The following is a 16,776-nucleotide window of genomic DNA, read 5'->3' as shown; positions in this document are numbered from 1 at the left end:
TATGTTCGGAGATTTTAATGAACATTAATATGTTAATGCAGCAAGCTCAACGCATGCAAAAAGACATGGAAAGCAACATTAAAAAAGCTAAAGAAGAGCTTGCGCAAACTGAAGTGCATGCTGAAGCTGGTGGTGGTTTGGTTAAAGTAACGATGACTTGCCGTAATGTGGTAAAACGTATCGAAATCAATCCTGAATTATTGCAAGATGATGCAGATATGATTGAAGACTTAATTGCTGCGGCAATGAATGATGCTGCACGTCAAGCAGAAGTAATCACTGAAGAACGTATGAAAGCTGCGAACTCAGGTGCAGGCTTACCACCAGGTCTTGCTGGTTTATTCTAATTAAGGAATACGTATAGTGTTTAGCGATCGTTTTGATCAATTGGTACAAGCCTTACGTATTTTGCCAAGTGTTGGGCCGAAATCGGCTCAGCGCATGGCGCTTCATCTGATTATGAAAAATCGTGAAGGGGCTGTGGGTCTTGCACATGCTTTGAACGAAGCCACCAGCTATATTCACGAATGCAGTTTGTGTCACTCACTGACTGAAAACGAAGTTTGTGATATTTGCATCTCGCATGAACGTGACGATCAACTACTTTGTGTGGTTGAGTCACCAGCAGATGTGATGGCGATTGAGCAAAGTGGCAGTTTCCGCGGTAAGTACCATGTATTGGGTGGGCATTTATCTCCACTTGATGGTGTTGGGCCTGAAGAGATCGGCATTCCTTATCTAATCCAGCGTTTGGGCGATGGTAAAGTAACGGAAGTGATTTTGGCGACCAATGCAACGGTAGAAGGTCAGGCCACAGCGCATTATTTGGTTGAGGCAACGAAACATTTACCGATCCAAATGACGCGTATTGCACAAGGCGTACCACAAGGTGGTGAACTTGAATATGTCGATAGTCATACCTTAAGCCAAGCTGTACATAACAGAATGCGAATGAAATAAGTATTTCGATACTTGTTTCATTTTTTAGTTGAGCTACAAGATTGAAATCTTGATTAAGATAAAAAAAATATTAATTTGAATCTAGTTGTATAAAAAAATCACAAAAAACGGTAAATAATTAAAAAACCCTTAGAAATCTTGATAGCTAAATGATCTTATTCAGGTAAGATAGCCCAAAGAGCATCTAGCATTAGACGCAGTAGGATATGTTTCAGTTTATTCAGCAGCAGCAAGACTTAACTCCAGTCTTAGAAAAAATGGATCGTAACGAAGTCTATGGACTCGATACAGAATTCATCAAAGTCGATACCTTATGGCCGAAGTTAGGCGTATTTCAAATCAATGTCGAAAACAATGTCTATTTACTCGATGGTACGACACTCGATTTAACTGAATTTTGGAATAAACTTTTTCGTGCACAGCAAAATGTCTTTCATGCCTGTAGCGAAGATATCGACCTGATTTATCACTATGCACAGCATAAAACCTTAAACAATGTATTTGATACCCAAGTGGGCATGTCTTTTTTAGGACATGGTCTACAAGTCAGCTATCAAAATGCATTGAAACAAATGTTGGATGTCGATATCGATAAAGGGGAAACGCGCTCAAACTGGTTGGCGCGTCCATTGAGCCCTGCACAATTGAGCTATGCGGCAAACGATGTGCTGTACTTGATGAATCTCTCAGAAAAAGTTAAACAAGAACTAGATTCAAAGTCACTCTTAAACTTTGCACTTGAGGACTGTCAGCATCTGACACAAGAGATCGCGACAGAAACGCCTTTACATTTACTCTATCAAGATATTGGTAACTATCGACATTCACGTCGTCAGTTAATGCAGTTACAGCAGTTGGCTGTATGGCGTGAACAAATGGTGAAAGCTTTAAATACACCACGTAGTTTCATTTTGAAAAACTCAAGCATGATTGATTTGGTTGAGAAAAATCCGAAAAATGCTTTTCAGTTATCGGGTGTAAAAGACATACGTCAAAACGTTGTCCGCGAGCATGGCAAAACTATTTTAGATTTGGTGAGGTTCTTGCCTGAGCAAGCAGATTGGCCGCTACGCATGGCACGTCCCATCCGTCATTCTTCAAAAGATGTAGGGGAGAAGATTGATCACTTAATTCAAAATGTGTTCAATGAAACCAGCATTCCTAAAGAAGTGTTGATGCGCAAAAAGTGGATGAATGCGCTGCATCAACATGTGGTTTTTCATAATGATGAGCAAGACTTGCCTGATTATTTATTAGGTTGGCGCTATGATTTGTTAACTCAACCTTTAATTCAACTCCTACGCCGTGATGAAAGCTATCTTTCGACGCAAATTAAAGTCATGGATTAATAATTAGTCAATTGGTCTGAAGTTTGAATATTTATACAAAATCACGACTGATGCGTTAATCATGACTAATGTCAGCTGCTTTTATTTGATGTATCCTGTGGCTTGAGTTATTTGAGTGCTGTTTTAGATATGCAATGTTCTATTTATAAATCAAGCAAAAAAGATGAAATGTATCTTTATATTGCTTGCCCAACTGAAGCCGATCAAGCCGCTGAAGATTTTAGCCCATTGAATGTTTTACCTGAAGCTGTTCGTGTTGCATTTGGTCGAGCGACTTTTGTGATGTCATTAGAGCTGAGTGAAGCGCGTAAATTGGCCCGTGTAAATGTATTGCATGTCATGGATTCGATTCAAACTCAGGGCTTCTTTCTACAAATGCCGCCAGAAGGATTAATCAATCCGAACGCTGCGGCACCAGAAGGCCTTCGTGGCGCATAAAGCATAATTCAGGAGTTGCACCGTGGATAGTTTTCTTTCAATGCTCGATTCAATTCCTGAAGACAGTATTGCTGTCACAGTTTATCTTTTGGGCAGTTTGCTAATTTTGTGGTGTTGGTATTCCATTGCTACACGCCTGCCGAAGCTGTTGGGTGGCATTACATGGATGATGATCTTTGCCATTTTATTGACACCAACGGTTTCCGAAGGTCCAAACTCATCGATTGCACCGGCTATTTTTGGCTTGCTTTTCGGTGTGTTAACGAAAGAATCAGCACTCATTTGGTCAAATTTGTCACTGATTCTCTTTGTCATGGGTGTGGGGCTTGTGATCGGTTTCTTTTGGTCAAAATATGTGGCTAATAAAACCAAAGCAGTTGTCAGTAATAATCATTCACCGCTGTAATTAATAAAAATAAGGTTTAATCATGTCTGTTGAAACACAACAATTTACGGGTACAGATCAGTACATCGCTACCGATAGTTTAAAACTTGCTGTAAAAGCTGCACGTAGCTTACAAAAGCCTTTGTTGGTCAAAGGTGAGCCGGGTACAGGCAAAACTTTACTGGCTGAACAAGTTGCTGAAAGCTTAGGCTTAAAATTGTTGACTTGGCACATCAAGTCAACCACAAAAGCCCAGCAAGGTTTATATGAATATGATGCGGTTTCACGTTTACGTGACAGCCAACTGGGTGACGACCGTGTTTATGACATTAAAAACTATATTAAACCGGGTAAATTGTGGGAAGCGTTCACCAGTGAAGTACGTTGTGTTTTATTGATTGATGAAATTGATAAGGCGGACATTGAGTTTCCAAATGACCTGTTACATGAATTGGACAAGATGTCTTTCTATGTCTATGAGACAGGCGAAACTATTACTGCATCACAACGTCCTATTGTGATTATTACTTCAAATAATGAAAAAGAACTTCCAGATGCATTCTTGCGTCGTTGTTTCTTCCACTATATTGAATTTCCAGATGACGCAACCATGCGTGAAATTATTGACGTTCATTTCCCGCAAATTTCAACGGCATTGGTCAATGAAGCATTGCAAGTTTTCTTCAAATTACGTCAAGTTCCGGGTCTAAAAAAACCACCATCAACTTCTGAATTGATTGACTGGTTAAGCTTGCTGATGGCCGATGATATGCCAGAAGATGTACTGCGTAATCATGATAAGTCTAAAGCCATTCCACCTTTATATGGCGCACTCATTAAAAACGAACAAGATGTACAGTTGCTTGAACGTTTAGCCTTCATGTCCCGTCGCTAAAGGAGAAACACGCATGTTTGTGCGCTTGTTTTATACCTTACGCAAATACGGTGTTCCCGTCTCGACGCGTGAACTGATCGACCTGAATGAAGCTGTTGCTTCAGGTTTGGTCTTTGCAGATCAAGAAGAGTTCTATCAACTCGCCAAAACCATTATGGTGAAAGATGAACGCTTCTTTGACAAATTTGACCGAGGGATGAAAGACTATTTTGATGGGATTTCAACTTTTGATTTAGATGATTTACTGAATAAAGTTCAAAAGTTACCGAAAGACTGGTTCGATTTAGAACTCTTAGAAAAGCATCTAAGCCCTGAGCAGCGTGAAGAATTAAAGAAAGCAGGTTCATTAGAAGAACTCATGAAAATGCTGAAAGAGCGTTTGCGCGAGCAGCATAAGAAACATCAGGGTGGAAACAAGATGATCGGCACTGGAGGAACGTCTCCATTTGGTGCTTATGGTGATCATTCTGAAGGTGTGCGTATTGGTGGGCCGGGACGTAAACGTTCTGCTGTAAAAGTTTGGGAACAACGTAAATATCAGAATTTGGATGATGATCAAATTCTCGGAACGCGTCAAATGCAAATGGCATTGCGTCGTTTGCGTAAATTTGCCAGACAAGGTGCTGCTGAAGAGTTAGACATCGACGGTACAATTCGTGAAACAGCGAAGCAAGGCATACTCGATGTGCAGCTCGTGCCTGAACGTCGTAATCGCATTAAGGTGCTGATGTTGTTTGATGTGGGTGGATCGATGGATTCCCATATTGCACAATGCGAAAAACTTTTTAGTGCGGCGAAAACTGAGTTTAAAACTTTAGAGTATTTCTATTTCCATAACTGTTTATATGACTATGTTTGGAAAGACAATGTACGTCGTTCAAGTACCCGTATGAATACGTGGGATTTATTCAATACCTACGGACGCGACTATCGTGTAATTGTGGTTGGAGATGCCTCTATGGCACCTTATGAACTCAATTCTGTGGGTGGTTCGGTTGAATATATGAATGATGAAGCAGGCAATGTCTGGCTACAGCGTTTACGCAACCATTTTGAAAAAACAGCATGGTTGAACCCAGAAGAAGATCGTTATTGGCATTACACCCATACGATTGGTTTAATTAAGCAAATTTTTGAAGACCATATGTACCCAATGACCCTCAAAGGCGTTGAGGATATGACTAAGTATTTAGCACGATAAAGCTGGAAAGAAAGCACATTTTAAGAATAAGGATCATAAAAAATGGATCATCAAATTAATGGTATTGCTTTGCCGAATGACGCGGGCTTTTTTGGGAACTATGGCGGTCAGTTTATCCCGCCTCACTTAAAAGCGGCAATGGATGATATTAAAGTCGCTTACGAGCAAATTCGTGTAACAGAAGAATTTCAAACTGAACTTGCTGAACTGTTTGCACACTATGTTGGTCGTCCAAGTCCGTTGTTTTATGCAAAACGGTTATCTGAACAGTTGGGCGGGGCACAGATCTATCTAAAGCGTGAAGACTTAAACCACACAGGCGCACATAAAATTAATCACTGTTTGGGTGAAGCGTTGCTTGCGAAATATATGGGTAAAACCAAAGTCATTGCAGAAACGGGTGCAGGCCAACACGGCGTTGCATTAGCAACAGCCTGTGCTTTGGTGGGGATTCCGTGTGAAATTCATATGGGGCAGGTCGATATTGAAAAAGAACATCCCAATGTCGTCAAAATGAAAATCCTTGGAGCAACACTCATTTCAGTGACACGTGGTACTGCAACGCTGAAAGATGCTGTGGACAGTGCTTTTGAAGAGTATTTAAAAGATCCAACCAATTATATCTATGCTATTGGTTCGGTTGTTGGGCCACATCCATTTCCAATGATGGTGCGTGACTTCCAGTCGATTATTGGTAAAGAAATTAAAGAACAAACCCATGAGCGCTTTGGCGCGAACCCAGATTATGTGGTTGCATGTGTTGGTGGTGGTTCAAATGCTATGGGTGCTTTCACCGCATTTTTAAACGATGCAGATGTGAAACTGATTGGTGTAGAGCCTGCTGGTCATGGTCTGGATACCGACATGCACTCGGCAACGTTAACCTTAGGCAAACCAAGTCAAATTCATGGTATGGCGTGTTATGTACTTGAAAATGATCAAGGTGAACCGTTACCAGTACATTCGATTGCTTCAGGTCTAGACTATCCTGGCGTCGGGCCTCAGCACAGTCTGCTGAAAGACTTGGGTCGTGTCGAATATACCACTGCGACTGATCAAGAGTGTTTGGATGCGTTTATGCGATTGTCACGTGTTGAAGGGATTGTCCCTGCACTTGAAAGTTCACATGCCGTAGCATGGGCGCTTCGTGAAGCTCCAAAGTTGGCCAAAGATATTAAAATTGTGGTGAATGTATCTGGTCGTGGCGACAAAGATGCAGACTATGTCGCTGCAAAATTAGGTCTGAACTAAGTTTTAAGCCTTTCATATTTACATATAAAAATCCCTGCTTAGTGCAGGGATTTTTATATGGTTTCGGCTTTATTTTTTTATCATTAGTAGCCAATGCTTAGTATAAGTTCATTATTGAACACCTAAACATTAAAACTTAACCTGAAATATACTGTTGTAGTTGTTCAATCAGTTTCTTTTGGTCATCCATTGCCGCTTTCACCAAGTCACCAATAGAAATGAGTCCCAATAATTTATCTTGCTCAACAACAGGTAAGTGACGAAGGTGGCGGTCTGTCATCAGGTCTAAACATTCTTCAACCGTAACTGCTGTTGTGACCGTTAGTACTTTTGCTGTCATAATTTCATTGACTGTGGTTTGCTTTGAAGTACGTTCCATCAACATGACTTTGCGCATATAGTCACGTTCGGACAATATACCTACAACGCGTTCTTCTTGTGTGACCACAAGTGCACCAATGCCTTTATCTGCCATAAGTGAAATTGCTTCAAGAACCGTGGCTTCAGGGCTGATGGTGTAGATTGCTTGATGTACTTTATCTTTTAATACTTGAGCAACATTGGTCATAGGGCATATCCTCGGTTGTGGTTATTGTTTTATATTTAAATTAGCGCGATTTAAAAAAAAAGCAAATACTTTACAGTCATAGCTCTCAATAAAATAATAAGTTAATTGAGCTTCATTGTTCTTAATGAGCCTTAAGCTGGCGCTAGAATACGGTCATTGAAGAAAAAGTGACGCATTTGAGACGTACTGAGCTTCATACGCTTTGTGCCATTACATAGCGCAGGGGTAACTTTTAAGCGTGACAGAGTAGGCAGTAATGCGCTTTGGAAATCCTGTGGCGTGGTTTTTTTTTGTATATATTTTTGGCAGTGGAATTTAGCATATTTGTGTGGGTGTAAACCATTGAGCCAAAAGGGGAAAACATAGTCATCGTGATCTGAGGTCATCGCCCAGCCTTGCTGTTCGGCATTGTAAAGCCCCCAAAGAATACCGCAGTACATCATGCCTCTTAGAATATTGATTTTTAAATATAAATGATTTGAAATCGGTTGTAGTTTCAAAATTTTGTACATAGCGTTATGTCATTAAGGAACATGACGCTATTTTAAATAATTAAAATGAAAGTTCAGTGTAAGCTTTGCATAACTATGTAAATAAATATGTCATATCAAAATGTTAGGCTCAAAAAAAACGCCACCTAGGTGACGTTTTATTATGCTTTCATGGTGGCAAGCTGTTGCCAGTATTGTGCTTTAAGCGAGTCGCGCTCTACGCGGAAACCTTGATAATAAAGTTCTGCCAAAAACAGTGCTGCTTTACCGTGGCCAGCGCGTGCAACGCTTTCTAACTGTTGTACTGCTTCTACGAAGTTCATTTGTGATTGAATGGTGTTTACTGCATCCGCATACGCATGTTCTAAGTCATGATGAGAGATTTGTTGAATCATATTAAGCTCCTTATTCTAATTATGATCACTTAAAGGTAATTTTACCTTTAGATATAAATATCACGCTAATGTTAAATATTTATTACAAATTGCTGGAATTGTCAAATATATTGTCGAGTATTCTTCATCTTATTTTGTTTACATGATTAAACAATGAACAATCAAAAGATTGAATATGATAATAAAACAGGAAACTGTATTTTATAAGGAGAATAACATGACAAATACATTAGACGGTTTTGATTTTGATATGCCTCCAACTGTTTCTCAAATTGTAGCGTTGGCGCAATATCACCGAACACTATTAGATGAAGCAGTTTTCCATCAAGAAATTCATCTTGGGGATTTTTGTTTGGCGCAACGTAAACGAGTTTATGATTTCACACGTCAGCTTGATGAAAATCAACGGGTTGATTTTTATGAAACATACAATGGGGAGCTAAGACGTATTGCAGATGACGATCCTGCACACCCTGCAGATGCAGAAAATGGTGTTGGGGCTTTCGCCATTATGATTGCATTAGGGGTAATTGCCTTGGTGCTCTATTTTGCAGTTATTCGTAGCATTGTTGGTTAGACTTTTGCTTTACAAACAATCTGACTTGCTGAAATTATGTCCTCTTTAGCATTAATGGGGGCATTTTTCAGCATTTCAACTTGTGATTATGCAATTCGCTACTTACACTAGTTTCACTAGAGGTAGGTTATGCACATTGCGATCCAAAAAATTCTTAAATTAAAATCACAGATTACACTTGTACAAATTTATAATGGTTTGATGGCGTCGATCATTATGCTCATTGTCGTTTTATCGAGTATTGCTTTATCGCGACCCATTTCTCCAAGCCAATTTGAAAATGTAAGTCGCTTATCTCATCAAGCGACTTTCCCAGAAACACAAGAGATGGCTCAAGATCTGGTTTTGGAAAACCAGATTCCCTATATTGATTACTTTAGATTAATGCAGGCTCATCAGTTTGAGCAGAATCGGGCGAAGCAGCTTCCGGCATTGGCTCCGGAGGCTCAATAATCGCAGGAATTTGATCAGGATGCGGCATGCTTTGCTTAATATTCGGGTCAAGATTCAATTCTAAAATATGTCGAAGTTGCTCTTTATCTAAAGCATTACTGACAATCACAAGGGTAAGACTTTCAGGGTGAATGTGTTTACGTATCGCATTTTGAACATCTAAAGGCGTGATCGCAGCTAAACGTTTTGGGTAGTCTGCTAAATAATTCGCATCTTGCTGATAAAACCCTATAGATCCGAGTTGTGCATTGATGTTTGCATTGCTGCTATAGCTGTTAGGTAGACTGCGTAACATACCGGCTTTAGTTTCTTCTAACTGCTGTGCATCAATTGGTTGATGGACAAAGTCAACTAGGGCTTTATGCGCCACTTGTATGCTGTCCATGAGCTGATCTTGCTGGGTTGAATAACTTAGACTAAAACTTCCAGCCGCTTGACTAAATGTAAAAGCACTGTTTGCTCCATAGGTGTATCCACGTTTAACGCGCAGTTCTTTCATTAAAATGGAGCTAAATCCACCCCCACCCAACATACGGTTAGCTAGTTCGAGTGCTAAACGATCCGGATCATCCCGCGTGGTTGATAGATGTCCCATGGTGACATGGGCTTGAGTTGAATTAAACAGAATGTGTTGAATATCAAAGTTAGGTTTATCTTGCGGTACAGCAAGTGGCTTTGCCGCCTCACCTTGTGGGAGGGCTGCACTTATTCGTTCAGCCAGTTTCTGTGCTTGTTTCACACTGAGTTGGCCTGTCAGTGCAATATTCATATTTTGACTAACGAGGAATTCGTCTCTGAATTTTTTTAAGTGCTGAGTCGTAATTTTTTTAATACTGCCATTGGTTCCTGTAATCGGTTCAGCATAAGGGTGCGAACCGTAGAGCGCGCGATAAAAGCGAATACTCATCAATCGACTCGGACTTTCTTTCAGTTGCTTCTGACCCACTTGGGTATTACTCACCATCAAACTAATACTGTTATTTTTAAAAGTAGAGTCTTTTAATACTTCAAGCATCGTACTCACTGCAGCATCTAGTTTTTTAGGGTCAGACAACGAACGCAGTCGAACCACAAACATGTCACGGTGTGCAGCTACGCTAAAACGAGCCCCGACTTGTTCAAAGGCATTCGCGATTTCAACTGCATCATGTTGAGTGGTGCCTTCATCGATGAGTTGTGCAGCCATATTGGCAACGCCATATAGTCCTTTTTCTACTTCTATATCTCGTGCAGAGCCTGCATTAAAGGTAAGTTGAATATCCACCATAGGTAAGGCGGGTGACTCAACAAATAGATTTCGAACTTTGTATTTGTTTTTAAGTTCGTGTACATGTGGTGCTGTATAAAGGTCGCTGGCTTGAACTTGTTTTAAGCTTTGTAGAGAAGCAATAGACTGTAATGTACGTGGGTCATCATTGCTAATACTGCTTGTACTTACATCTGCAATTACATTGGTAGTGCAAAAGGTAGACATGCTAATAAATAATAGGTGAAAGATGGTCTTTTGATTTTTCATTATTTTGTGGCCTTCTTTTCTGGTTGAAGGTACAACGTACTTAAGTTATTACGAACAAAAGCGGTTTGGGCAACGTGCTGAATATCTTCAGGTGTAACCGCTTCAAAATGCTGTGGAAGCTGATCCATCAGCCGATAATTCAAGCCATTCACGGCTAAGTTTCCAATCATCTTTGCTTGCCCGATAATGTCATCTTGACCATAAATTAAGTTTGCAACGAAGCGTGTACTTATCCGTTCTAGCTCTTGTGGTTGAACGAGTTCAGTTTGGAGTCGCTCAATTTAATGTTCAATGGCTTTTTTTAATTCAGGAAGTTCCACACCAGTGACTGGAAGTGCAGAGATACTAAACAAACTGTCTCCACGGTTATAAGGGTCATAACTGACACTCAGTGCGGTCGCTAATTTTTTTTAGCGTACAAGGCGCTGTTGTAATAGAGAGCTGATCCCGCTATCTAACAAGCTTCGAATAAGTGTGAGTGCGTAAACATCTTCTGGATTGGTTGTTGTTGCAAGCGATTTCACATTCCAAGCCATATATAAATTTGGCACCTCAACATTGGTATTTTGTTCCATGTGACGGTAACCAATGTTCTCAAACTCAGTCACATCATTTCGTAGAGGTGTTGGATGACTTCTGATGTCGCCAAAATATTTTTGAACTTGTCTGAGGGCAGATTCTGCATTGACAGCACCTACAATCACCAAGATTGCATTGTTTGGGCTATACCATTTTTGATACCACTGTTTCACGTCATCTAGACTTATATTATGTAAGTGTTTCATGTGCCCAATGACGGGTTGACGATAGTGACTCGTGGGATAAGAAATCCATTTGAAGCGTTCGAAAGCGAGTGAGCGGGGGTTGTCATCGGTACGCAGGCGTCGCTCCTCCATCACGACTTTAATTTCAGGGTCAAAGTCTTGTTTCCGTAGTAAGAGATTGCGCATACGATCTGCTTCAAGCTCTAAAGCCATTGGGAAGTAAGTTTTAGGATAAAGCTGATAGTAATTGGTGTAATTGGTAAATGTTGCGGCATTTACTGTACCGCCATAAATTCGACTTAAGCGACTGAATTCGTCATTGGGGACTTTGGATGTGCCTTTAAACATCATATGTTCCAGCACATGCGAAATACCCGTTATATTGCCAGACTCATCGGTACTGCCGACTTTGTACCAAATTTGGGTCATGACCATGGGTGAGCGGTGATCTTCACGGATAATCACTTGCAAGCCATTACTTAAAGTGGTTTCAAAACTGCTGCGTGTCAGTTCACTGCGTATTTGTGCATGGGTAGTTATAGGTAAACAAAGTAGAGTTAAACCCAGTGCAACTAAACTTTTTTTATAAGAATGCGTGACTAATAAGTGATGCATATAAAATTTGGGCTCAGGTTGAAGTGAAGTTAAAGCATTTCAATAAATAACCATTCTTAAGAAAAATGCGAAGTAGATCAAGCGCTAGAAGTATTGATTTGTTAAGTGTTTACATAAAGTATTGTTGCTAAGCGAAAGCCTATCTTTTATGGTAGAATCCGTCTTTTTTAACGCAGTGCTTTTCAAGGATTCGGCATGCAACAGCAATCTAATGAGCAGAACAAATTTTTGATTGATGCTGATATCGGGGATGACGATGTCACACTACCAAGTTTACCTGTGGTCAATGTGCCAATCGTTGAAACAAAAGAGCAAACAGTTGTTAGTCCAGTTGTGGTTGCTGATACAAGTGTAGAAGAAGCAGATGCATCTGCAAAAGGCGGTTTCTTTAGCCGTATGAAAGTGGGGCTAACCAAAACCCGTAAAAATCTTGCTGATGGTATGGTCAATATTTTGATCGGTGGTAAGGAAATTGATGATGAATTACTTGAAGAAGTTGAAGAGCAGCTTCTGGTAGCTGATATTGGTGTCGATGCCACTAAAACCATCATTGCCAACTTAACTGAGCGTACGGCACGTGGTGATTTAATTTACTCACACTCACTGTATAAAGCGCTTCAAGAAGAGTTAGTGGCTTTACTTGCACCACGTGTTAAGCCGTTGCATATCGATCCGAACAAAACGCCTTATGTGATTTTGGTGGTGGGTGTAAACGGTGTGGGTAAAACCACAACCATTGGTAAATTGGCAAAACGTTTACAAGGTGAAGGCAAAAAGGTAATGCTTGCTGCGGGGGATACTTTCCGTGCGGCAGCGACTGAGCAGCTTCAAATTTGGGGTGAGCGTAATAATATTGCCGTAGTCGCACAGGGTCATGGTGCTGATAGTGCTTCCGTGATTTTCGATGCGTTTGAAAGTGCACGCGCGAAAGGTGTTGATGTCTTGATCGCAGATACCGCAGGTCGTTTACATAACAAAGGTCATCTGATGCAAGAGTTGACTAAAGTAAAACGTGTCATGCAAAAAATCGATGCGACTGCGCCACATGAAGTTATGTTGGTGGTCGATGCAGGAACGGGTCAAAATGCGATTAATCAAGTAGAAATGTTTGATGAGGCAGTTGGTTTGACAGGCCTGACGATTACCAAGCTCGATGGTACTGCGAAAGGTGGTGTACTATTTAATATTGCCAGTCGTACGCATGTTCCAATTCGCTTCATTGGTGTCGGCGAGAAAATTGACGACTTACGTCCTTTCTCTGCAAAATCCTTTGTTGCTGCTTTGTTCGAAACAGAGAAATAAGATTGAACAGCACAATTTTAAAGTGTTAGATCAGTCACATAAACTCCGCTAAATGCGGAGTTTATTTTTTTATTCAATTTGTTTGTTTTAAAAACAAACATTTAGGAATCACGTAATGAATATAAGTGATTCTCCTGCGATTACACTAACGCCTAACACAATAGGCATCACTGTACATTTTGGGGAACACGGTATGGCTTTATTACATAAAATTGGACAAGTTCTAACAACGGACTTAACCAAAGACTTAAAATTTAAAAAAATCACGCAGAAGACCTAAAACAAACTACATTTATCGATCAACTAAAAAAGCGCCGTAGTATTTATGTTTTAGGGAAGCGTGTGCATTTAAGTCAGGTGTATTTAGCTGAATTGATTCAGGAGGCCGTGCGAAGTTGTCCTTCGGCACATAATTCACAAAGTACTTGTATTGTGATTTTAATGGGCGATTCACATCATCACTTTTGGAATGTAGTAAAAGAAGTGCAGCGCAAGTTAGTCCCCGCGCATATTTTTGCTGGTGCAGAACTGAAGGTTGATCAATGCTCAGCAGGGTTTGGCACAGTTTTATTCTATGAAGATCAGCAGATTATCCAACAATTACAAAAGAAAATTCCTTTTGATGCGGCAGAATTTCCAGTTTGGTCAGAGCAAGTTTCAGGTATGGCCCAATATGCTGTATGGACTTGTTTAGCAGATGCAGGTTTAGGTGCTTCATTACAACATTATAACCCGAGTATTGATGCTGATATTTCCAAGGTTTTTGAGATTCCAAAACATTGGCTGTTACGTGCACAATTGGTCTTTGGTTCGATAGAGGAAAAAGTCGATGAAAAAGAAAATCATAAAGATGAAGAGCGCTTTATAATCTATGCATAATGACACGAGGTAATCTTTAGTAGTTTCTAGGCCAAGTTCTGTAATATTGTGGCATATTGTTCTATTTTTAAGACACTATGTCGCTGAATTAAGCATGTTCAAATTCAAAATAATAGCTATGATGAATATGAATCTGCATATAACAAGATCGTGAGATCTCTGAGGAAAATAACATGTCATTTTTAGACCACATCAAACAACGTCGTACCATTTATGCTGTTGGTAAAAATGTAGCATTAACACCAGAACAAATTGAATCTGTAATTAAAGAAGCGGTAAATCACAGCCCGTCTGCGTTCAACTCACAGACTTCCCGTATTGTGACTTTATTTGGTGAGTCGCATTTACTGTTTTGGAATATCGTGCGTGAGACTTTACGTAAAATTGTTCCAGAAGCTGCTTTTGAAGGTACAAATACCAAAATTAATAGCTTTGCTGCAGGCTATGGTACGGTTTTATTTTACGAAGACCAAGACGTTGTAAAATCATTGCAGGAACAATTTGCGCTTTATGCAGATAATTTCCCAGTGTGGTCTGAACATTCTTCTGCAATTGCTCAATTTGCCGTATGGACTGCGTTATCTGAACAAAATATTGGTGCGTCATTACAGCATTACAATCCAATCGTAGATGCTGAGATTGCAGAGATCTTCGATATCCCTGCGAATTGGAAACTTCGTGCACAGCTTGTTTTTGGTTCGATTGAAGCGCCTGCCGGTGAAAAAACATTTATGGCGGAAGCAGATCGTTTTAAAACATTCAATTAATCGCTAGTCATTAAAATGAAAAAGAGCAGAGTTGATCTGCTCTTTTTTTGTTTAAGGATTTATCTTTAAAATATCAAAGCTTAGCAATATATATTGTAGTTGTGAGTTGGTTCTAAGCTCATAAATTGTCATAAAATTGTCATTTATACACTGCATAGTGCAACTAAACTTTAATAAACCATCGATAAGAGTGTAAAAATGACCTTACGCATAACCCTTGCAACAGCAGCATTGATGTTGAGTACTTCAGTATTTTCAGCAGTGACTATTACTGCTCCAGAGGAAATAAAAATTGAAGGCTTAAATGGGCAAGAGGTTAAAAGTCGTTTATTCAGTTCTGACAACAAATATAATATTGATGCAGGTGAGAATATTATCAGTGTTCGCTATACCCAGTTTTTTGAAGAGCATCCGGGTATTGGCTCACATGATATTGTTCGCTCAGGGATTGTGAATATTAAGACCCCAATTTTACAAGACCAACAGTCTTACCATTTGGCACTGATCAATCCTCCGCAAAACCATGATGATGCCAAGGCTTATGCCAAGCAGCCGATCTTTGGTCTATACAATGCCAAAAATCAGTTACTGGTTGAGCAAAAGGGCAGTAAAACTCAAAATGCAGGCATTCTTCAAAATCTATTTACTGATGCACCAACCGATCTAACTCAAAAAGCAACGACAGTGGTACAACCTGCACCGGTCTATACGTCACAAGCTGTTGTTGCGAAAGCTGGAACAGATAAACAAAAAGATTTAACAAGTTCTGGCAATGCTCAACAATTAATTAATACTTGGAAAAGTGCATCTAAATCTGAACGCCAAGCGTTTATGGCTTGGCTTGCTGAACAAGCACAGTAGCTGGTACATTCTAAAAAAACAGCGTTAGCTGTTTTTTTTTATTTAGATAGCGCATTTATATGGTGGATAACTTGATAATATTGACTATAATTTAACCTAAAACGTATTTTTTGCGTTAAAAATAACCAGTCGAATGGGTTTTTTGAATTATTTATTTAAATGCACTTGCGCTGGGAATAAAACTGTATAGAATACGCAGCACACCAACGCAATGTAGTGAATAACTTAAAGCGAAGGTCTTGTTGATGATGAATCAGTAAGAAGATCATTAAGAGATTATGAAGAACAACTTGTGTGGATTTTTACTGATTGATCGATCGAAAATATTTCATTGATTGAATGGTAAAAATTACTCGAAGTTTATTTGAGAAATATTTGTCAGAAAATTGATGAGCCAAGATTTGTAGCCATAAGCTACTAATGATTTTTAACTGAAGAGTTTGATCATGGCTCAGATTGAACGCTGGCGGCAGGCTTAACACATGCAAGTCGAGCGGGGAAGTATAGCTTGCTATACGACCTAGCGGCGGACGGGTGAGTAATGCTTAGGAATCTGCCTATTAGTGGGGGACAACATTCCGAAAGGAATGCTAATACCGCATACGCCCTACGGGGGAAAGCAGGGGATCTTCGGACCTTGCGCTAATAGATGAGCCTAAGTCAGATTAGCTAGTTGGTGGGGTAAAGGCCTACCAAGGCGACGATCTGTAGCGGGTCTGAGAGGATGATCCGCCACACTGGGACTGAGACACGGCCCAGACTCCTACGGGAGGCAGCAGTGGGGAATATTGGACAATGGGCGAAAGCCTGATCCAGCCATGCCGCGTGTGTGAAGAAGGCCTTTTGGTTGTAAAGCACTTTAAGCGAGGAGGAGGCTACTTAGATTAATACTCTAGGATAGAAGTCCTTGAGCGTATCCCAGCAGATTCACACCCAATGGATGTAATGCGCACGGGCGTATCAATGCTGGGCAACCTAGAAACAGAACAATCTTTTGCCGAACAGCAAGATGTTGCAGACCGCATTCTCGCAACCCTTCCAGCAATCATTTGCTATTGGTACCGCTTTAGCCATGATGGCGTACGCATTGAAGAAAACACCGATGACGA

Annotated in this window: 16 protein-coding genes, 3 pseudogenes and 1 other annotated feature; of the genes and pseudogenes, 14 read left to right on the top strand and 5 right to left on the bottom strand. The window is 40.2% G+C overall.

From position 1 onward, the window contains the following. Positions 1–17 precede the first annotated feature (17 nt). From WH214_RS14015 to trpB, 8 genes are all read left to right on the top strand, one after another. Positions 18–347, top strand: a complete 330-nt coding sequence (locus WH214_RS14015) for a YbaB/EbfC family nucleoid-associated protein (RefSeq protein ID WP_004697049.1) — start codon at positions 18–20, stop codon at positions 345–347. A 16-nt stretch (positions 348–363) separates the two neighbouring features. Further along, positions 364–960, top strand: a complete 597-nt coding sequence (gene recR / locus WH214_RS14010) for a recombination mediator RecR (RefSeq protein WP_005401228.1) — start codon at positions 364–366, stop codon at positions 958–960. A gap of 206 nt (positions 961–1,166) precedes the next feature. Next, positions 1,167–2,309: a ribonuclease D gene (locus WH214_RS14005; protein WP_339422719.1), complete on the top strand. Its 1,143-nt coding sequence runs from the start codon at positions 1,167–1,169 to the stop codon at positions 2,307–2,309. 129 nt (positions 2,310–2,438) lie between these two features. After that, entirely contained in the window at positions 2,439–2,747 is a 309-nt protein-coding gene (locus tag WH214_RS14000) for a YcgL domain-containing protein (protein ID WP_004984643.1), read from the top strand. A 22-nt stretch (positions 2,748–2,769) separates the two neighbouring features. Next, entirely contained in the window at positions 2,770–3,153 is a 384-nt protein-coding gene (locus WH214_RS13995) for a hypothetical protein (RefSeq protein WP_004697064.1), read from the top strand. 22 nt (positions 3,154–3,175) lie between these two features. Further along, positions 3,176–4,027 (top strand): AAA family ATPase, encoded by an 852-nt coding sequence (locus tag WH214_RS13990; RefSeq protein WP_339422720.1) that lies wholly within the window; start codon positions 3,176–3,178, stop codon positions 4,025–4,027. Between the two features lie 13 nt (positions 4,028–4,040). After that, positions 4,041–5,228 (top strand): vWA domain-containing protein, encoded by a 1,188-nt coding sequence (locus tag WH214_RS13985; RefSeq protein WP_339422721.1) that lies wholly within the window; start codon positions 4,041–4,043, stop codon positions 5,226–5,228. Between the two features lie 42 nt (positions 5,229–5,270). Next, positions 5,271–6,479, top strand: a complete 1,209-nt coding sequence (trpB, locus tag WH214_RS13980) for a tryptophan synthase subunit beta (RefSeq protein WP_184118400.1) — start codon at positions 5,271–5,273, stop codon at positions 6,477–6,479. A 136-nt stretch (positions 6,480–6,615) separates the two neighbouring features. On the opposite strand, the gene WH214_RS13975 is transcribed toward trpB, so the two are convergent. The 3 genes from WH214_RS13975 to WH214_RS13965 form a co-directional block, all read right to left on the bottom strand. Further along, on the bottom strand, positions 6,616–7,047 hold the full coding sequence (locus tag WH214_RS13975; protein ID WP_010326774.1) for a CBS domain-containing protein: 432 nt from the start codon (positions 7,045–7,047) through the stop codon (positions 6,616–6,618). A 131-nt stretch (positions 7,048–7,178) separates the two neighbouring features. Next, positions 7,179–7,559, bottom strand: a complete 381-nt coding sequence (locus tag WH214_RS13970; protein ID WP_339993616.1) for a DUF2750 domain-containing protein — start codon at positions 7,557–7,559, stop codon at positions 7,179–7,181. 140 nt (positions 7,560–7,699) lie between these two features. Beyond that, the gene (locus WH214_RS13965; RefSeq protein WP_004697075.1) at positions 7,700–7,933 is read right to left on the bottom strand and encodes a hypothetical protein; all 234 of its coding nucleotides are present in this window, start codon (positions 7,931–7,933) and stop codon (positions 7,700–7,702) included. Between the two features lie 217 nt (positions 7,934–8,150). Here WH214_RS13965 and WH214_RS13960 point away from each other — a divergent pair, with 217 nt between their 5' ends. After that, complete coding sequence (locus WH214_RS13960) at positions 8,151–8,510, top strand: hypothetical protein (protein WP_004984633.1); 360 nt, start codon at positions 8,151–8,153, stop codon at positions 8,508–8,510. A gap of 376 nt (positions 8,511–8,886) precedes the next feature. Here the strand turns inward: WH214_RS13960 and WH214_RS13955 are convergent, their stop codons facing one another. Together WH214_RS13955 and WH214_RS13950 are read right to left on the bottom strand one after the other, a co-directional pair. After that, the gene (locus WH214_RS13955; RefSeq protein WP_339422722.1) at positions 8,887–10,479 is read right to left on the bottom strand and encodes a M16 family metallopeptidase; all 1,593 of its coding nucleotides are present in this window, start codon (positions 10,477–10,479) and stop codon (positions 8,887–8,889) included. Beyond that, positions 10,479–11,858 (bottom strand): annotated as a pseudogene (locus tag WH214_RS13950) (M16 family metallopeptidase). Before WH214_RS13950 ends, WH214_RS13955 begins: the two are co-directional and overlap by 1 nt. A gap of 195 nt (positions 11,859–12,053) precedes the next feature. Between WH214_RS13950 and ftsY the strand changes: the two are divergent. The 5 genes and pseudogenes from ftsY to WH214_RS16995 form a co-directional block, all read left to right on the top strand. Continuing rightward, positions 12,054–13,160 (top strand): signal recognition particle-docking protein FtsY, encoded by a 1,107-nt coding sequence (ftsY, locus tag WH214_RS13945; protein WP_339422724.1) that lies wholly within the window; start codon positions 12,054–12,056, stop codon positions 13,158–13,160. A 193-nt stretch (positions 13,161–13,353) separates the two neighbouring features. After that, positions 13,354–14,039 (top strand): annotated as a pseudogene (locus WH214_RS13940) (nitroreductase family protein). A gap of 173 nt (positions 14,040–14,212) precedes the next feature. Further along, positions 14,213–14,806: a nitroreductase family protein gene (locus WH214_RS13935; protein ID WP_339422725.1), complete on the top strand. Its 594-nt coding sequence runs from the start codon at positions 14,213–14,215 to the stop codon at positions 14,804–14,806. A 198-nt stretch (positions 14,807–15,004) separates the two neighbouring features. Further along, positions 15,005–15,667, top strand: coding sequence for a DUF2057 family protein (locus WH214_RS13930; RefSeq protein ID WP_339422726.1), 663 nt, complete (start codon positions 15,005–15,007; stop codon positions 15,665–15,667). A gap of 436 nt (positions 15,668–16,103) precedes the next feature. Next, positions 16,104–16,587: a sequence feature (16S ribosomal RNA rRNA prediction is too short), on the top strand. A gap of 16 nt (positions 16,588–16,603) precedes the next feature. After that, a pseudogene (locus WH214_RS16995) lies at positions 16,604–16,776 on the top strand (2-methylcitrate synthase); the annotation flags it as partial.

The sequence above is a fragment of the Acinetobacter sp. MYb191 genome (assembly GCF_037572605.1).
Classification (GTDB): domain Bacteria; phylum Pseudomonadota; class Gammaproteobacteria; order Pseudomonadales; family Moraxellaceae; genus Acinetobacter; species Acinetobacter johnsonii.
Note: the sequence above shows the minus strand (reverse complement) of the source record. Positions and strands in the feature narration are given on the sequence as shown.

What these genes read in the sequence shown, in the direction of transcription:
- WH214_RS14015 (WP_004697049.1), top strand. Translation starts at nt 18, where the DNA reads ATGAACATTAATATGTTAATGCAGCAAGCTCAACGCATGCAAAAAGAC.
- WH214_RS14005 (WP_339422719.1), top strand. Translation starts at nt 1,167, where the DNA reads ATGTTTCAGTTTATTCAGCAGCAGCAAGACTTAACTCCAGTCTTAGAA.
- WH214_RS14000 (WP_004984643.1), top strand. Translation starts at nt 2,439, where the DNA reads ATGCAATGTTCTATTTATAAATCAAGCAAAAAAGATGAAATGTATCTT.
- WH214_RS13990 (WP_339422720.1), top strand. Translation starts at nt 3,176, where the DNA reads ATGTCTGTTGAAACACAACAATTTACGGGTACAGATCAGTACATCGCT.
- WH214_RS13985 (WP_339422721.1), top strand. Translation starts at nt 4,041, where the DNA reads ATGTTTGTGCGCTTGTTTTATACCTTACGCAAATACGGTGTTCCCGTC.
- trpB (WP_184118400.1), top strand. Translation starts at nt 5,271, where the DNA reads ATGGATCATCAAATTAATGGTATTGCTTTGCCGAATGACGCGGGCTTT.
- WH214_RS13975 (WP_010326774.1), bottom strand. Translation starts at nt 7,047, where the DNA reads ATGACCAATGTTGCTCAAGTATTAAAAGATAAAGTACATCAAGCAATC.
- WH214_RS13970 (WP_339993616.1), bottom strand. Translation starts at nt 7,559, where the DNA reads ATGTACAAAATTTTGAAACTACAACCGATTTCAAATCATTTATATTTA.
- WH214_RS13965 (WP_004697075.1), bottom strand. Translation starts at nt 7,933, where the DNA reads ATGATTCAACAAATCTCTCATCATGACTTAGAACATGCGTATGCGGAT.
- WH214_RS13960 (WP_004984633.1), top strand. Translation starts at nt 8,151, where the DNA reads ATGACAAATACATTAGACGGTTTTGATTTTGATATGCCTCCAACTGTT.
- WH214_RS13955 (WP_339422722.1), bottom strand. Translation starts at nt 10,479, where the DNA reads ATGAAAAATCAAAAGACCATCTTTCACCTATTATTTATTAGCATGTCT.
- ftsY (WP_339422724.1), top strand. Translation starts at nt 12,054, where the DNA reads ATGCAACAGCAATCTAATGAGCAGAACAAATTTTTGATTGATGCTGAT.
- WH214_RS13935 (WP_339422725.1), top strand. Translation starts at nt 14,213, where the DNA reads ATGTCATTTTTAGACCACATCAAACAACGTCGTACCATTTATGCTGTT.
- WH214_RS13930 (WP_339422726.1), top strand. Translation starts at nt 15,005, where the DNA reads ATGACCTTACGCATAACCCTTGCAACAGCAGCATTGATGTTGAGTACT.